Consider the following 15,533-nt stretch of genomic DNA (forward strand, 5'->3'; position numbering starts at 1 on the left):
CATGAATTCCTGTGACCGAAGCGTCTCCCCGCGGCGATGCTTCGGAGAGACGAAGCCCGAGGCGGCGGGCATCGACGCGACTTCGCGTACATCACCGGTCATCGCACGGTCATCACTGGAGGTGGACATGCCGCAACGCCCGAAGCGCCTCACACCGTCCCGCGGCCCGCTGGACCTTTTCGGCTCGGAGGTGCGCCGCTACAGGACCCTCGCGGACCTGTCCCTCGCGCAACTCGCCGCACTGATCCCCTACGCCCCGTCCACCATCGGAGAGATCGAGCGCGGCGAGTCCGCCTGCGACCGCGGATTCGCCGAGGACTGCGACCGCGTCCTCGACACCCGCGACGCTCTCGCCCACCTCCACGACGGCCTCTTCGACGGCCGCAGCGCCGCATATCCGGCGTGGTTCGCCGACTGGCCCGAATACGAAGGGCAGGCTGAGACCCTGCGCGCCTACGAGCCGCTCGTGATCTACGGCTTGTTGCAGACGCCGAGCTATGCAGACGTGCTCTTGTACGGCGACCAGAACGGCGTCCAAGCGCGAATGGCACGGCAAGGAGTCCTGTCCCGCGAGCAACCGCTGCCACCGCGACTGATCTACCTGCTCCCAGAGCGGGTCCTGCGGTCACGCGTCGGCACGATGGCCGTGATGTACGAGCAACTGCATCACCTCGCCGACGCGGTGTCGCCTCGCCTGTCCGTCCAGGTCATTCCCGACGGCGCACCGCACCCGGGGAACTCGGGGGCATTTGTCGTCGCCACCCTGCCGGGAGACTCACATATCGCCTACGCTGCATCCGAGCCGCAGGGAAGGATCCTCGATGGGCGCTCCGACGTTGAACGCCTGAACGAGCGGTTCGCGGACATCGCCACCTACGCGCTTCCGGCTGACTTGTCGGCTGCGCTGATCAGGGAGATTGCAGACGAAGCATGGAAGTCATGAGAGCTCACCCCGGGTGGCGCAAGAGCAGCTACAGCAGCTCGCAGGGCGACAACTGCGTCGAGTTGGCCGACCTCGGTGGGACGATCGGCGTCCGCGACAGCAAGGATCCCGGTGGCGGTCACATCACCATCAGCCGTGATGGCCTGGACGCGTTGCTCGCTCGGCTGAAGCAGCGGTGACGTCGGCGTTTTGAGCGAGGCTACGCCGGGTTAGGCCGGGGCCGGGTCTGGAAGAGCGACCAGTCGGCATACCGGGGCGAATTCGCCCGCAGGAGGGGTGTTCGGGTGGTGGGGTGGCGCTTGCGTACGGGGCCGCCCCTCCAAAGTCAAGGGCGCCTTCGGCGTCGCTTCGCGATGGACTTCGTCCACCCTTGACTTTGGAGCCTCTGCGGCCCCTAGGCAGGTGATGGGGGCAGGCTCCGCCTGCCCCGCCCCCGGGTCGCGCCACCCCACCACCCCCCTCCGTACGCGTGTTCCAACAAACGCGGCAACCGACGGTGCGGCGCAAATAGTCGCCATTCAGATACCGAAAAGTATCCGCGTTGAAGCGCTGAATTCAAGATGCGATTGTCGGTCACAGCGGGTATTATCTAGGTATGCATTCAGTGACGATCAAGCTTGAGGCCGCGTCCACCATGGAACTGGTGAACGCGCTCTCAACCATCGCCACTGAACTCGCCAAGCGAGATGCCCCCGAATCGGCAGCCGCGTGCCTGGAACTCACCGAAACCCTCGTGGCCGCCTGCGATATGCAGGAAAGCGCACTCGCCGGATTCATCGGCCGCGTTGACGCCACCGCAGAACAAGCCCGGTGGGGATATCCCTCCGCCCAAGCATGGCTGCGATCGAGCCTGGGCATGCGCGACAACCGCGCCAAAGAACGCCTCACTCTCGCCCGGCAGCGTCACCGCCTCCCGCAGGTGGCCGAGCGGCTCGCGGCCGGGGAGCTGTCGCACGGTTACGCCGTCACCATCGGCGACGCGGTCGCCCGCCTCGACGACACCGACTGCTCCCAAGCCGAGACCACCCTGCTGGAGATGGCCGACCAAGGCTTCTCGGCCGGGAAGGTCGCCGCGTTCGGCCGCCGCATCCGCGACCTCATCGCCGAACGCGACGACACCGAAGACGCCCCCGACGAGGATTCTCGGCGCGGCTACGACAAGTCCTGGATCACCACCACCCGCTCCCTCGACGGCGGCCGCTACGTCAAGGGCTGGTTGAACCCCGAGGACGCCGCGATCTGGGACGGCACCCTGGCGCCGCTGGCCAAGCCGGCCGGACCCGACGACCGCCGCGACCTCGCAGAGCGGACAGCAGCAGCCCTTTCCAGCGTCCTATCCGGTGGGCACAAGGCATCCAAGGTCACCGTCATCTGCGACCTGGACACCCTCACCGGCGGCAACGCACCCGCCCGCCTGACCGATGGGACACCGATCCCCGCCGCGCAGGCCCGCCGCATCGCCCTGTCGGCCGGAGTGTCGCCCCTTCTCCTCGGGAAGGGGAACACCCCGCTGTATCTGGGGTGGCGGGAACGGTTCGCCTCCTCGGCGCAACGGCAGGTCCTCAAGACGCTGTACCCGTCATGCGCAGTACGGGGATGCGAGGTGCCAGGGACGTTGTGCGAGGTCGACCACGTGCACGGCTGGGCACTCGGGGAATCGCCCACCGACATCGACCAGCTCGCCCTCGCCTGCGGGTGGCACAACCGGTTCAAGCACACCAACCCGGACCAGATCCAGATCACCAAGGATCAGGACGGACGCTACGTCTACCAGTTGCTGCCGCCGTCCGACGCCCGACCGTCTTCGGGAGACCATCCGCCACCGGGTGACATCGGGCCGCCTGATCCGGCGCTCGACTGGGCTGCATAACCCACTTCCACCAGTACGGCCGCCCGGATCCCATCTGGATCCCGGGCGGCTCCGGCATGCCCAATTCACCTGGAACAGAACACGCGTGCGGAAGGGGGTGGTGGGGTGGCGCGACCCAGGGCGGGGCAGGCGGAGCCTGCCCCTAACGCTGCCTCAGGGGCCGCAGAGGCTCCAAAGTCAAGGGTGGACGAAGTCCATCGCGAAGCGACGCCGAAGGCGCCCTTGACTTTGGAGGGGCGGCCCCGTACGCCAGCGCCACCCCACCACCCGAACACCCCTCTTGCCAATCACCCCATCGCCCGAACAACCCCTCATACCCGATCGCGATCCGTCGATGGCGTCACCTCAATGGCGTCACCTCGATGCGACCACCCCGGCACGCCCCCCAGCACGACCACCTCCAGCACGATCACCCCGATGCGACCACCCCAGCGCGACCGCCCGGCGTGATCACCCCCGCGCATCCACCCCGCGCATCCACTCCGGTGGGACCACCCCAGCACGACCACCTCGATCCATCCCCGCGCGGATTCGTCGAGGCTTCCCGTTGGCCCTCCGCCTCTATGCGTCCGTGGGCCTCGCCCCCACTGTGTTGTGCTCGTCGAGCAGGAGCGCCGCGACCGCCTCCGGGGCCTCGCGCATGGCGTCGTGACCGGTCGGCAGATCGTGGACCCGCCACCCGGGATCGGCCAGGAGCCGGCCGCGGAGTTCGGCGAAGGGCGTCCGGTCCTCCCATCCCGAGCAGTAGACGAACTCCCGGCACGGGATCCGGTCGAGCGCGCCGGTGAGCCGGGCCGCCTGCAGGAACGAGGCCAGCGGGTGGGGTCGGCGCCGGGGATCGCCGCCGCCCGGCGGCAGGACGGCGTAGCCGGTGGCCGCGGCGCCGGCGGCGAACACCTCCCGGAAGCGCTCGGTCGTCGCCGACCAGCACGACTCGCCGTCGCGCGGGACGTAGGCGTCGAGATGCACCAGCCGCGAGATCCGCCCGGCGGCGCGGTCGGCGGCGGCGGAGACCACCATCCCGCCGTAGCTGTGCCCCACCAGCGTCACGCCGGTGAGGCCGACGCGGTCGAGGAGCCGCAGGACGTCATCGGCGTGCGTGTCGAGGTTGGCGGACGCGACGGTCGCCTCGTCGTCGTCCGGCCGCAGGCCCGTCAGGGTCAGCGCGTGAACCGCATGCCCGGCGCGCTCCAGCAGCGGAACCACCGCCTCGTACGTCCAGGAGCCGCGCCAACCACCGGGCACGAGAACGAACGTCGCCATGTGCATCTCCCTCGCTCAGCCGCGGCGTCGAGCACGCCGCTTCGGCGGTCACGTGGTCCGGCGCCGCCTCCGCGCGTCTGGGGACCACTCCGCATGCAGGCAGTGTCACAAGATCAAGCCGTGGCCGGCCACCGGCAGAAGGCCAACCGATACCCGTTTGCCGCCAAGTCGGCCGATCGCCGGCACCGGACCCCGAAAGTGATTGACGACCTCCAACTGACAGTGCACTATCAAATTCTAGTCAACTGTCACTTAGGAGGACGCCATGACGACGACGCACCCCGAGCGCTCCGCGCGGCGGTGGTGGGCGCTGGCGGCGCTCACGCTGAGCGTGCTGATCGTGGGACTGGACGGGACGATCATCAACGTCGCGCTGCCCACGCTGTCGGACGAGCTGGGCGCGACCAGCGCGCAGCTGCAGTGGATCGGCGGCGGCTACCTGCTGGCGCTGTCGGTGGGGATGCTCCCTGCGGGGCTGCTCGGTGACCGGTACGGCCACCGGCGGCTGCTGGTGGGCGGGATCGCGCTGTTCGGGCTGGCGTCCGCGGCGGGCGCGCTGGCGGGGACGGCCGGGCAGGTGATCGCGGCGCGCGCGGTCCTCGGCCTCGGCGCGGCGATGATCACGCCGCTGTCGATGGCGATCCTGCCGCGCGTGTTCGGCAGGGACGAGCTGCCGCGCGCCATCGGCGTGTGGACGGCGGCGACGGCGGTCGGGATGCCGATCGGCCCGCTCGTCGGCGGCTGGCTGCTCGACCACTTCCCGTGGGGGTCGGTGTTCCTGTTCAACGTGCCGGTGACGGTGCTCGCCGCGATCGCGTGCCTGCGGCTGCTCCCGGCGGACGGCCCGCGCGCGCGGGACGGCAGGCCGTTCGACTACCTCGGCACGGTGCTCGGCACCTTCGGCATCATCGCGCTCGTCTACGGGACCATCCAGGTGCCCGGGCACGGCTGGGGCAGCGCGTCCGTGCTGGTGCCGCTCGCCGCCGGCGCGGTGCTGATGGCGCTGTTCGTGCGGCGGCAGCGCCGGGCGGCGGCGCCGCTGGTCGACCTCGGCCTGTTCGCGGACGGGACGTTCCGGTGGGGCGCGATCATCGCCGTCTTCGTCAACTTCGCGGTGATGGGGCTGCTGTTCGTCGTCCCGCAGTACCTGCAGGCGGTGCTGGGGAACGGCGCGTTCGGCGGCGGGCTGCGGCTGCTGCCGCTGATCGGCGGGCTGATGGCGGCGGCGACGCTGGCCGAGCCGCTCGTCCCGCGGCTCGGCGCCCGCGTCGTGATCCCCGCGGGACTGCTGCTCCTCGCGGGCGGCGCGCTGCTCGGCGCCGCCACCGGCCCCGGCGACGGCTACGGCCCGACCGCCGGGTGGCTCTCGCTGGCGGGTCTCGGGTTCGGGCTGGCGATCGTCCCGGCGACGAGCATGGTGATCGGGTCGCTTCCGGAGGACGGCCCCGGCACGGGGACGAGCCTGCTGGAGACGATCCAGCAGCTCGGCGGGGCGCTCGGCGTCGCGGCGCTCGGCAGCGTGCTGAACGCGGGGTACCTGGCGCGGCTGTCGGTGGCGGGGCTGCCGGACGCGGCGGCGGACGCGGCGCGCGGCTCGGTGACCGGCGCGGACGCGGTGGCCGGGCGGCTGCACGACGGGGCGCTGGCGGCGTCCGCGCACGGCGCGTTCGTCCACGGGATGGATCTGACGCTGCTGGTCTGCGCGGGCGCGGCCCTTCTCGCCGCCGTCCTCGCGGTCGCCTTCCTGCCCGGGCGCCGCGCGGACGCCGCGGAGGCCGGGCGGACCGCCGCCGCGGCCCCGGTGCCCGCCGCGCGCGCGGGAGAATTGCCGGCATGAGCACCAGGGAGACCCCGGCCGGCAAGGCGTGCGGGCTGCGCGAGCGCAAGAAGGCGAAGACCCGGCTGGCGATCCGGCGCGCGGCGTACCGGCTGTTCGCCGAGCAGGGCTACGAGGCGACGACCGTCGACCAGATCGCCGAGGCGGCCGAGGTCTCCCCCAGCACGTTCTTCCGCTACTTCCCGGCGAAGGAGGACGTGATCCTGTCGGACGAGTACGACTCGGCGCTCGTCGACGCGCTCGCCGCGCGCCCGGCGGACGAGCCGGTGCTGCTGTCGCTCCGGCACTCGATGACCGACTCGCTGGGCCGCGTCCTGGAGGCCGACCGCGAGGAGCTGTTCACCCGGATCCGGCTGTCCTTCACCGACCCCGGCATCCGGGCCCGCGCGATGGACGAGCAGCTGCGCAACCAGGACGCGGTGGCCGCGGCGGTCGCGGACCGGACCGGCCGGGACGCCGCCGAGCTGGACGTGCGGTGCGCGGCGGCGGCGATCATCGCGGTCTCGATGACGGTGATGCGGCACTGGGTGGACGGCGGCGGCACCGAGGACCTCACCGCCCTGTACGACCGGCAGCTGACCACCTTGTTCGAGGGCCTACGCCTGTGACCCCACCGCCGCCCGAGCGGCCGGTGCGCGCGGTCGACGCCCGCCTCACCAGCGCTGGCGGGCCTCCTCCGCCCATCCCGTGAGGCCGTCGAACTCGATCCAGGTGCCGTCGTCGGTGCGGGCGCGCCCGCCGAAGTGCCCGAAGCACTGGTGCGTCTCGCTGCCGACGACGCCGAGCTCGACCCGGGAGACCTTCTCGTGGAAGGGCCGGAACTCCACCTCGACGCGGTCGCCGAGGATCGCCCAGGGGCGGGTCCAGCCGGACCGGTCGTAGGTCCATTCCAGCTCGTCGCCGATCTTGTGCAGGCGGCCGTCGACGATGAGCGCGTTCTCGGTCAGGCCGGTGCCGGCGGTCCACTTGCCGCCGAGCTGGAGCGCGACGCCGGGGCCGGCGGCGGCCGCCCAGTTCCACGTCATCCGGTACGGCCACTTGCCGCGCCCGTGGTCGAGGACGGCGAACGACTCGTCGCCGCCGATGGCGTGCTCGCCGGACGGGAGGACCAGCCGCCCGTGCACGGGCCGGCCCACGTCCTTCACCGTGTACTGGAACCGGGTGTCGCTCCACGGGATCACGACGCCGAGCGACTCGTGGCCGTCCGGCAGCGGGATCTCCAGCTCGATCCGGACGCCGCGCGCGGCGGCGCGCAGCGAGGTGCCGCCGGGGCGCTGCCGGATGCCGACCGCCACTCCCCCGCCGCGGACGGCGGCCTCGCCCTCGCCGCTGCGGTCGGGGAACGCGGCGCCGCGCGCGAACGGGACCACCGCGTCCCTGGCGGTCTCCTCGCCGGTCTCGCGGTCGAGGACGTAGACGCCGTGCACGCCCGCGTAGTCCAGCGACGACGCGACGATCCCGATGATGTGCCGGGGCGTGACGACGCCCCAGTACTCCCAGCGCTTCGCGCGGCCCCAGCCGCGCAGGTTCGCGCGGTGCAGGGGGCGGCGCGTCCAGCCGACCGCCGCCGGGTTGAGGCGCCCGTCGGGGAGGCACAGGTCGACGGGCTCGGTGATCTCGCGCTCGGTCGGCATCCCGCGAGCCTAACGGCGCCGGCGCGCCCCCGTCCCGCCCCGCCGGGGGTCCGTCCCGGCGGGGGCGGGACGGGGCTCACCGGCGGTCAGGACTTGTCGACGTGGCCCGGAACCGGGTCGGAGGCGTGCGGGCCGGGGATCACGGTGCCGCAGCCGCCGCAGGCCTGCTGGACCTGCTTCAGCAGCGTCATCTTGTTCGCGGTGAGATAGCCGATGTTCATGGTGACCGCGGCGTTGTCCGAAACCAGCACCGCGACGGCCGAAATGTTCGTCTTGGTGTAGTTTCCGTAGGCGGTCGCCTGGGCCGGGGTGCCGAACTCGGCATAGGTCATCTGTCCCGCCGCGTTCGGGAACAGCTCGCCCTTCTTCTCGTAGCAGCTGTATTCGCGGTAGAACGTCGTCTGCTTCGAGTACGGCGTGCCGATCGCGAACGTGCCGTCGTTCCATTCGCCGTAACCGCACGCCCGGTCGCCCCCGAGGGCGGTGTCGCCCAGCCCTTTGACCAGGTCGAACGTGAGCTTCTTGGGAGCCGCCTTGACCGGCGCGGCGCTCTTGGCGGCGCTCTTGGCCGTGCTCTTCGCCGTGCTCTTCGCCGCGGCGTGCGACGTCCCGCCGGAGCCCCCGCAGCCGGCGGCCAGGACCATGCTCACCCCCATGAGCCCCACCATCGTCCCCCAACGTGTGCCGGTTCCCCGCATGTCCGGACTTCCTCTCTGAACGGCCTTTACGCGAATGATGGGCAGTTCAATGACCCAGACGCCAGGGACTCTGGAACGGTTCAGCCCGGGACACGCGGCGCTTCAATAAGTCCATACCTTGGCCAGAGTTTCTTTAGTGCCGGACCGGCGAATCTCACAATGGTGATCACCGATTCACCCTGGAGCGCGTTCGACCACGACCGGATGCTGGACGCGCTGGCGGCACGGGAGAACTTCCCGGTCGCCGCGCGGCTGCTGCCCGCCCGGCACCGCGCCGACCTGCGGGCCGTCTACGGCTTCGCGCGGCTCGTCGACGACATCGGGGACGAGGCGCCGCCCGAGCAGCGCGCGGACCTGCTGGCCCTGGTCGACGACGACCTGGACCTGGTCTACAAGGGCGGGACGCCGAAGCTGCCGCAGCTGCGGCGGCTGGCCGGCACGGTGCACGCGCACGGGATCCCGGCCGAGCCGTTCCGGCGGCTGGTCGAGGCGAACCGGCAGGACCAGGTCGTCCACCGCTACGAGACGTTCGAGCAGCTGGTGGAGTACTGCGCGCTGTCGGCCGACCCCGTCGGCCGCGTCGTGCTGCACGTGTTCGGCGCCCAGGGCGCCGGGCTGGAGGGGGCGTCGGACCGGGTCTGCACGGCGCTGCAGATCATCGAGCACTGCCAGGACGTCGCGGAGGACCACCGGGCCGGGCGCGTGTACCTGCCCGCCGAGGACCTGCGCAGGTTCGGCTGCGAGGACGCCGACCTGGCCCGCCGGGCGACGCCGACGCGGCTGCGCGGCGTGCTGGCCCTGGAGGCCGGGCGCGCCCGCGACCTGCTGGACCGCGGCGCCGCGCCGCTGATGAGGGGACTGTCCGGATGGGCCCGGGTCGCCGTGGGCGGCTACGTGGCCGGCGGGAGGGCGGCGCTGAGGGCGCTGGCCGGGGCCCGCTACGACGTGCTCGCGCATCCGCCGCGTCCCCGCCGGGCCGCAGTGCTGGCCGGGTGGGCGCGCGCACTGGGAAGGGGCTGAGCGATGACGGTTTCAGAGACGTGTGAGCGTGCCGAAGAGGTCGCCGGGGCGTACCGGCACTGCGAGCGGGTGGTGCGCGAGGAGGCCCGCAACTTCTCCTACGGGATACGGCTGATGCCGCCGCCGAAGCGCCGCGCGATGAGCGCGATCTACGCGTTCGCGCGCGGCGTCGACGACATAGGGGACGGCCCGGAGCCGGCGTGCGTGCGGCTGGACCTGCTGGACCGGTCGCGGCAGCGGCTGCTCACCGTGCAGGAGGTGCTGCGGCGGCGCAGCGACGCGCGGGCGCTGGAGGGCCATCCGGTGCTGACGGCGCTGGCGGACGCGGCGGGCCGGTTCCCGATCCCCCTCGCCGCGTTCGACGAGCTGATCGACGGCTGCGAGAGCGACGTGCGCGGCGCCCGCTACGAGACGTTCGACGACCTGCTGCGCTACTGCCAGCAGGTCGCGGGCACTGTGGGCCGGCTGTCGCTCGGGGTGTTCGGGTCGGACGGCCGGCAGCGCGCCGAGGGCCTCGCGGACTCGCTGGGCGTCGCGCTGCAGCTCACCAACATCCTGCGGGACGTCCGCGAGGACCGGATGGCGGGGCGGGTGTACCTGCCCGCCGAGGACCTGGAGCAGTTCGGCTGCACGCTGGAGCTGGACGAGTCGGGCGTGTTCATCGACCCGCCGTGGCGGCTGCACAAGCTGATCGGCTTCCAGGCGGAGCGGGCCCGCGCCTGGTACGCGGAAGGGCTGCGGCTGCTGCCGCTGCTGGACCGGCGCAGCGCGGCGTGCACCGCCGCGATGGCGGGGATCTACCGGCGGCTGCTGGAGAGCATCGCGGCGAACCCGGCGGCGGCGCTGAACTCGCGGGTCTCGCTGCCGACGTGGCAGAAGGCCGTGGTCGCTGCGCGCGCGCTCACGGGGGTGGAGCGGTGAGCGTCGTCGTCGTCGGCGGCGGACTGGCCGGCATCAGCACCGCGATCGCCCTGCAGGAGACGGGCGTCCCGGTCACGCTGGTGGAGGCCCGCCCGTGGCTCGGCGGCGCGACCCACTCGTTCCGCCGCGACGAGCTGAGCGTCGACAACGGCCAGCACGTGTTCCTGCGCTGCTGCACCGCCTACCAGGGGCTGCTGCGGCGGCTCCGCGCCGAGCACCTGGTGCGGATGCAGGACCGGTTCGACGTCGCGGTGCTGCGGCCGGGCGCGCGGCCGGCGCGGCTGCGCAGGTCGCCGCTGCCGAGCCCGCTGCACCTGGTGCCGTCGCTGGCGCGGTACTCGCACCTGCCGGTCGCCGACCGGCTGCGGGCGGTGCGCGCGGCGGCGGGGCTCCAGCGGCTCGACCCCGACGACCCGGCGCTGGACCTGCTGTCGGCGGGCGCGTGGCTGGCCGAGCGCGGGCAGCGGCCGTGGGCGCGGGAGGCGCTGTGGGGCCTGTTCATCACCGCGGCGCTGAACGCGGAGGTGGGCGACGCCGCGCTCGGCCTGTCGGCGATGGTGTGCCGGCGGGCGCTGTTCGGGCGGCCGGACGCCGCCGACATCGGCGTCCCGACCGTCCCGCTGGGCGAGCTGCACGGCGGCCCGGCGCTGCGCCGGATCGCGGAGATGGGCGGCACCGTCCGGCTGAAGGCGAAGGTCGAGGCGGTGACCACCGACCCGAAGGTGGTGGTGGACGGCGTGCCGATCGCCGCGGACGCGGTGGTGCTGGCCGTCCCGCACGAGGCGGCGGCGCGGCTGCTGCCCGCCGAGGCGCTGCCGCAGCCGCTGCGCTGGCACGAGCTGGACGCGAGCCCGATCGTCAACGTGCACGTGGTGTACGACCGGCCGGTGCTGGACGAGCCGTTCGCCGCCGCGGTCGGCTCCCCCGTCCAGTGGATCTTCGACCGGTCGGGGGTGGCCGGGCTGCGCGACGGCCAGTACCTGGCGATCTCGCTGTCGGCGGCGGACCGCTGGATCGACCGGCCCACCGCGGCGCTGCGCGCGGAGTTCGTGCCGGAGCTGGCGCGGCTGCTGCCGGCGGCGCGCGGCGCCCGCGTCCGGGAGCTGTTCGTGACGCGCGAGCGGCGGGCGACGTTCCGGCAGCGGCCGGGCAGCCGGTCGCCGCGGCCGGGGGCGGCGACCCGCGCCCGCGGCCTGTTCCTGGCCGGCGCGTGGACCGACACGGGCTGGCCGGACACGATGGAGGGCGCGGTGCGCAGCGGCCTGACCGCCGCACGCCTGGTCCGCCGCCATCTGGAGGGGGTGAGGGACCGGTGACCGCCGCGTCCGCCACGGCTCACCCGACCCACCGCTGCTTCGAGAGGTGTGATCGATGACGGCCGTTCCGGTCTCGATGACCGATGTTCGCGGGCTGGTCGACGGGGCGCTGCGCGCCGCGGTGGGCCGGCTCGATCCCCGCACCTACCGGGTCGCGGCCTACCATCTCGGCTGGGCCGACGAGGAGGGCCGCCCGCTCGCGGCGCCCGCCGGGAAGGCGCTGCGCCCGGCGCTGGCGCTGCTGTCGGCGCGGGCGGCGGGCGCGCCGCCGGAGAGCGCGCTGCCCGGCGCGGTCGCGGTGGAGCTGACGCACGCGTTCTCGCTGCTCCACGACGACATCATGGACGGCGACCGGACCCGCCGGCACCGCCCGGCCGCGTGGACGGTGTTCGGGGAGCCCGCCGCGATCCTCGCGGGCGACGCGCTGCTCGCGCTCGCCCTGGAGGTGCTTCTGGAGGCCCCCGGGCAGGGCTCGGCGCGGGCGGCGCGCGCGCTGACCGTCGCGACGCGGCGGCTCATCGCGGGCCAGTCCCTCGACCTGGAGTTCGAGACGCGCCGGCAGGTCGGGCTGGAGGAGTGCACCGCGATGGCGGCGGACAAGACCGCCGCGCTGCTCGCCTGCTCCTGCGCGATCGGCGCGGTGCTGGACGGGGCCGCCGAGCCGCTGGCCGCCGCGCTGGAGGCGTTCGGCGCCGACCTCGGGCTGGCGTTCCAGCTGGTGGACGACCTGCTCGGCATCTGGGGCGACCCCGCCACGACCGGCAAGCCCGCGCTGTCGGACCTGCGGTCGCGGAAGATGTCGCTGCCGGTGGTGGCCGCGCTGAACTCCGGCACGCCGGAAGGGGCGCGGCTCGCCGAGCTGTACGCCCGGCCGCCGGACCCCGAGGGTCCGGACGAGGACGAGCTGGCCGAGGCCGCCGCGCTCGTCGACGCCGCCGGGGGCCGGGCCTGGGCCGAGGCCCGGGCCGACGAGCGGATCGCGAGCGCGACCGCGCACCTGGCGTCCGCCGCGCTGCCCGAGCCCGTCCGCGCCGAGTTCCTGCGCATCGCCGCCTTCGTCACCCGCCGGGACCACTGATGACAGCGACCGAACCGACCGAGACCAGCGCGTCCACCGTGCCCGCCGCGCCCAGCGCGCCCAGCGCGTCCGCCGGGACCCGCACGCCCGCCGAGGCGATGGCGGCCGCCCGCGACCACCTCCTGCGCCTCCAGGCGCCCGAGGGCTGGTGGAAGGGCGAGCTCCAGACCAACGTGACCATGGACGCCGAGGACCTGCTGCTCCGCGAGTTCCTCGGCATCCGCACCGCCGACGACACCCGCGAGGCGGCCCGCTGGATCCGCTCGCAGCAGGCCCCCGACGGCACCTGGGCCAACTTCCACGACGGGCCGCCGGACCTGTCCACGACCGTCGAGGCGTACGTCGCGCTGCGGCTCGCCGGCGACGAGCCGGACGCCCCGCACATGCGCCGCGCCGCCGCGTTCGTCCGCGGCGAGGGCGGCATCCCCGCCACCCGCGTCTTCACCCGCTTCTGGCTGGCGATGTTCGGGCACTGGTCCTGGGACGAGCTGCCGGCGCTGCCGCCGGAGATGGTGTTCCTGCCGCGCTGGTTCCCGCTGAACGTCTACGACTTCGCGTGCTGGGCGCGGCAGACGATCGTCCCGCTGACGGTGGTCGCGGCGAAGCGGCCCGTCCGGCCGCTGCCGTTCGAGCTGGAGGAGCTGCGGTCGGGGCGGCCCGTGCGGCGCGGGCGGCGCCTCGTCCCCGGCTGGGACGAGGCGTTCACCGCGCTCGACCGGGCGCTGCGCGTCTACGAGCGGCGTCCGCTGCCCGGCCTGCGGAAGGCGGCGCTGCGCCGCGCCGGCGAGTGGATCATCGCGCGGCAGGAGCCGGACGGGTCGTGGGGCGGCATCCAGCCGCCGTGGGTGTACTCGCTGCTCGCGCTGCACCTGCTCGGCCACGGCCTGGACCACCCGGTGGTGCGGCGCGGCCTGGACGGGCTGGAGCGCTTCACCATCCGGGACGCGAAGGGCCGCCGGCTGGAGGCGTGCCAGTCCCCCGTCTGGGACACCGTCCTGGCGATGAACGCGCTGGCCGACGCGGGCGTGCCCGCCGGCCACCCGGCCCTGGAGACGGCGGCCGAGTGGGTGCTCGGCGAGGAGGTGCAGGGGCCGGGCGACTGGTCGGTGCGCCGCCCCGACCTGCCGCCGGGCGGCTGGGCGTTCGAGTTCGACAACGACTACTACCCCGACACCGACGACACCGCCGAGGCCGTCCTCGCGCTCAGCCGGGTCGCCCACCCGAAGGCGGAGCCGGCGATCGAGCGCGGCGTCCGGTGGATGGCCGGGATGGTCTCCAGGGACGGCGGGTTCGGCGCGTTCGACGCCGACAACACCCGCGCGCTGTGCCGGCGGCTGCCGTTCTGCGACTTCGGCGAGGTCATCGACCCGCCGTCCGCCGACGTCACCGCGCACGTCGTGGAGGCGCTCAGCCACCGCGGGATGGCCGACTCCACGCTGGTGAAGCGGGCCGTCGTGTGGCTGCTGAAGGCGCAGGAGGACGACGGGTCCTGGTTCGGCCGGTGGGGCGCCAACCACGTCTACGGCACCGGGAGCGTGGTGCCCGCGCTCATCGCGGCGGGCGTCCGCCCCGGGAAGCCGGCGATCCGGCGGGCCGTCCGCTGGCTGGAGCGCCACCAGCGCGAGGACGGCGGCTGGGGCGAGGACCTGCGCTCCTACCGCGACCCGGAGTGGGTCGGGCACGGCGTCTCCACCGCCTCGCAGACCGCGTGGGCGCTGCTGGCGCTGCTCGCGGCCGGGGAGCGCGGCCGGACCGTCGAGCGGGGCGTGCGGTGGCTCACCGAGCACCAGCGCCCCGACGGCACGTGGGACGAGGACCACTTCACCGGCACCGGGTTCCCCGGCGACTTCTACATCAACTACCACCTGTACCGCCTGGTGTTCCCGCTGTCGGCGCTGGGCCGCTACGTGAAGGGGATCGGTTCCTAAATGGCCATGCCACTGCGCCAGAGCCTGCGCGTCGGCGGGTACGTCCTGCGGAACAAGCTGGCGGGGCGGAAGAAGTTCCCGCTGATCGTCGAGCTGGAGCCGCTGTTCGCCTGCAACCTGGCGTGCGCGGGCTGCGGCAAGATCCAGCATCCGGCGAGCGTGCTGAAGCAGCGGATGCCGGTCGAGCAGGCCGTCGCCGCGATCCGCGAGTGCGGCGCGCCGATGGTGTCGATCGCCGGCGGCGAGCCGCTGATGCACCCGCAGATCGGCGAGCTGGTGCGCGAGCTGATCCGGATGAAGCGGTACGTGTTCCTGTGCACGAACGCCGCGCTGATCCCGCGGAAGATCGACGACTTCGAGCCGTCCCGGTTCTTCGCGTGGGCGGTGCACATCGACGGGCTCCGCGAGCGGCACGACGCGTCGGTCTGCAAGGAGGGCGTGTTCGACGAGGCGGTCGCGGCGATCCGGATGTGCCAGGAGCGCGGGTTCCGGGTCACGACGAACACCACCGTGTTCAACACCGACACCCCGCAGACCGTCATCGACGTGCTGAACTACCTCAACGACGACCTGCGCGTCGACCAGATGATGATCTCGCCGGCGTACGCCTACGAGAAGGCGCCCGACCAGGAGCACTTCCTCGGCGTGCAGGAGACCCGGGCGCTGTTCCAGAAGGCGTTCGCGGACGGCAACCGCAAGCGCTGGCGGTTCAACCACTCGCCGCTGTTCCTGGACTTCCTCGAAGGCAAGGTCGACTTCCCGTGCACGGCGTGGGCGATCCCGTCGTACTCGCTGAAGGGCTGGCAGCGCCCCTGCTACCTGATGGACGACGGCTACGCCGAGACGTACCGGGAGCTGCTGGAGGAGACCGACTGGGACTCCTACGGCCGGGGACGCGACGACCGCTGCGCCAACTGCATGGCGCACTGCGGCTACGAGCCCACCGCCGTGTTCGCGACGATGGGCTCGCTGAAGGAATCGCTTCGCGCGGTGCGCAGCATCTGATCATCGTCGGGCGACCGGCC

Annotated in this window: 14 protein-coding genes; 11 read left to right on the top strand and 3 right to left on the bottom strand. The window is 73.2% G+C overall.

Annotated features, from left to right (window positions below; genetic code table 11):
• Nucleotides 1-127 precede the first annotated feature (127 nt).
• The 3 genes from amrb99_RS18815 (at nt 128) to amrb99_RS18825 (ending at nt 2,813) form a co-directional block, all read left to right on the top strand.
• On the top strand, nt 128-943 hold the full coding sequence (locus tag amrb99_RS18815; RefSeq protein ID WP_190857491.1) for a helix-turn-helix transcriptional regulator: 816 nt from the start codon (nt 128-130) through the stop codon (nt 941-943).
• Nucleotides 940-1,122, top strand: coding sequence for a DUF397 domain-containing protein (locus tag amrb99_RS18820; RefSeq protein WP_190857493.1), 183 nt, complete (start codon nt 940-942; stop codon nt 1,120-1,122). The genes amrb99_RS18815 and amrb99_RS18820 overlap by 4 nt, the downstream gene beginning before the upstream one ends.
• Nucleotides 1,123-1,538: 416 nt before the next feature.
• Nucleotides 1,539-2,813 (top strand): HNH endonuclease signature motif containing protein, encoded by a 1,275-nt coding sequence (locus amrb99_RS18825; protein WP_190857495.1) that lies wholly within the window; start codon nt 1,539-1,541, stop codon nt 2,811-2,813.
• A gap of 561 nt (nt 2,814-3,374) precedes the next feature.
• Here the strand turns inward: amrb99_RS18825 and amrb99_RS18830 are convergent.
• Entirely contained in the window at nt 3,375-4,076 is a 702-nt protein-coding gene (locus amrb99_RS18830; RefSeq protein WP_190857497.1) for an alpha/beta hydrolase family protein, read from the bottom strand.
• A 265-nt stretch (nt 4,077-4,341) separates the two neighbouring features.
• On the opposite strand from amrb99_RS18830, the gene amrb99_RS18835 reads away from it, so the two are divergent.
• Nucleotides 4,342-5,913, top strand: a complete 1,572-nt coding sequence (locus amrb99_RS18835) for an MFS transporter (RefSeq protein WP_190857499.1) — start codon at nt 4,342-4,344, stop codon at nt 5,911-5,913.
• Entirely contained in the window at nt 5,910-6,521 is a 612-nt protein-coding gene (locus tag amrb99_RS18840) for a TetR family transcriptional regulator (RefSeq protein ID WP_190857501.1), read from the top strand. The genes amrb99_RS18835 and amrb99_RS18840 overlap by 4 nt, the downstream gene beginning before the upstream one ends.
• Before the next feature lie 45 nt (nt 6,522-6,566).
• On the opposite strand, the gene amrb99_RS18845 is transcribed toward amrb99_RS18840, so the two are convergent.
• Together amrb99_RS18845 and amrb99_RS18850 are read right to left on the bottom strand one after the other, a co-directional pair.
• A complete protein-coding gene (locus amrb99_RS18845) occupies nt 6,567-7,547 on the bottom strand; it encodes a DUF2804 domain-containing protein (RefSeq protein ID WP_190857503.1) in 981 nt (326 codons plus the stop codon).
• 86 nt (nt 7,548-7,633) lie between these two features.
• The gene (locus tag amrb99_RS18850) at nt 7,634-8,203 is read right to left on the bottom strand and encodes a hypothetical protein (protein WP_190857505.1); all 570 of its coding nucleotides are present in this window, start codon (nt 8,201-8,203) and stop codon (nt 7,634-7,636) included.
• A 201-nt stretch (nt 8,204-8,404) separates the two neighbouring features.
• On the opposite strand from amrb99_RS18850, the gene hpnC reads away from it, so the two are divergent.
• The 6 genes from hpnC to hpnH are packed head-to-tail and all read left to right on the top strand — an operon-like array spanning nt 8,405 to nt 15,513.
• Nucleotides 8,405-9,265 (top strand): squalene synthase HpnC, encoded by an 861-nt coding sequence (gene hpnC, locus amrb99_RS18855; protein ID WP_190857507.1) that lies wholly within the window; start codon nt 8,405-8,407, stop codon nt 9,263-9,265.
• Nucleotides 9,266-9,268: 3 nt separating this feature from the next.
• Complete coding sequence (gene hpnD / locus amrb99_RS18860) at nt 9,269-10,186, top strand: presqualene diphosphate synthase HpnD (protein ID WP_190857509.1); 918 nt, start codon at nt 9,269-9,271, stop codon at nt 10,184-10,186.
• Entirely contained in the window at nt 10,183-11,502 is a 1,320-nt protein-coding gene (hpnE, locus tag amrb99_RS18865; protein ID WP_190857511.1) for a hydroxysqualene dehydroxylase HpnE, read from the top strand. The genes hpnD and hpnE overlap by 4 nt, the downstream gene beginning before the upstream one ends.
• Before the next feature lie 55 nt (nt 11,503-11,557).
• Complete coding sequence (locus amrb99_RS18870; protein ID WP_190857513.1) at nt 11,558-12,580, top strand: polyprenyl synthetase family protein; 1,023 nt, start codon at nt 11,558-11,560, stop codon at nt 12,578-12,580.
• Nucleotides 12,580-14,508 (top strand): squalene--hopene cyclase, encoded by a 1,929-nt coding sequence (gene shc / locus amrb99_RS18875; protein WP_190857515.1) that lies wholly within the window; start codon nt 12,580-12,582, stop codon nt 14,506-14,508. Before amrb99_RS18870 ends, shc begins: the two co-directional genes overlap by 1 nt.
• On the top strand, nt 14,509-15,513 hold the full coding sequence (gene hpnH, locus amrb99_RS18880; RefSeq protein WP_190857517.1) for an adenosyl-hopene transferase HpnH: 1,005 nt from the start codon (nt 14,509-14,511) through the stop codon (nt 15,511-15,513).
• The last annotated feature ends 20 nt before the right edge of the window (nt 15,514-15,533 follow it).

The sequence above is a fragment of the Actinomadura sp. RB99 genome, from assembly GCF_014706005.1.
In the GTDB taxonomy this organism is placed as follows: Bacteria; Actinomycetota; Actinomycetes; order Streptosporangiales; family Streptosporangiaceae; genus Spirillospora.

What these genes read in the sequence shown, in the direction of transcription:
- amrb99_RS18815 (WP_190857491.1), top strand. Translation starts at nt 128, where the DNA reads ATGCCGCAACGCCCGAAGCGCCTCACACCGTCCCGCGGCCCGCTGGAC.
- amrb99_RS18820 (WP_190857493.1), top strand. Translation starts at nt 940, where the DNA reads ATGAGAGCTCACCCCGGGTGGCGCAAGAGCAGCTACAGCAGCTCGCAG.
- amrb99_RS18825 (WP_190857495.1), top strand. Translation starts at nt 1,539, where the DNA reads ATGCATTCAGTGACGATCAAGCTTGAGGCCGCGTCCACCATGGAACTG.
- amrb99_RS18830 (WP_190857497.1), bottom strand. Translation starts at nt 4,076, where the DNA reads ATGGCGACGTTCGTTCTCGTGCCCGGTGGTTGGCGCGGCTCCTGGACG.
- amrb99_RS18835 (WP_190857499.1), top strand. Translation starts at nt 4,342, where the DNA reads ATGACGACGACGCACCCCGAGCGCTCCGCGCGGCGGTGGTGGGCGCTG.
- amrb99_RS18840 (WP_190857501.1), top strand. Translation starts at nt 5,910, where the DNA reads ATGAGCACCAGGGAGACCCCGGCCGGCAAGGCGTGCGGGCTGCGCGAG.
- amrb99_RS18845 (WP_190857503.1), bottom strand. Translation starts at nt 7,547, where the DNA reads ATGCCGACCGAGCGCGAGATCACCGAGCCCGTCGACCTGTGCCTCCCC.
- amrb99_RS18850 (WP_190857505.1), bottom strand. Translation starts at nt 8,203, where the DNA reads ATGGGGGTGAGCATGGTCCTGGCCGCCGGCTGCGGGGGCTCCGGCGGG.
- hpnC (WP_190857507.1), top strand. Translation starts at nt 8,405, where the DNA reads ATGGTGATCACCGATTCACCCTGGAGCGCGTTCGACCACGACCGGATG.
- hpnD (WP_190857509.1), top strand. Translation starts at nt 9,269, where the DNA reads ATGACGGTTTCAGAGACGTGTGAGCGTGCCGAAGAGGTCGCCGGGGCG.
- amrb99_RS18870 (WP_190857513.1), top strand. Translation starts at nt 11,558, where the DNA reads ATGACGGCCGTTCCGGTCTCGATGACCGATGTTCGCGGGCTGGTCGAC.
- shc (WP_190857515.1), top strand. Translation starts at nt 12,580, where the DNA reads ATGACAGCGACCGAACCGACCGAGACCAGCGCGTCCACCGTGCCCGCC.
- hpnH (WP_190857517.1), top strand. Translation starts at nt 14,509, where the DNA reads ATGGCCATGCCACTGCGCCAGAGCCTGCGCGTCGGCGGGTACGTCCTG.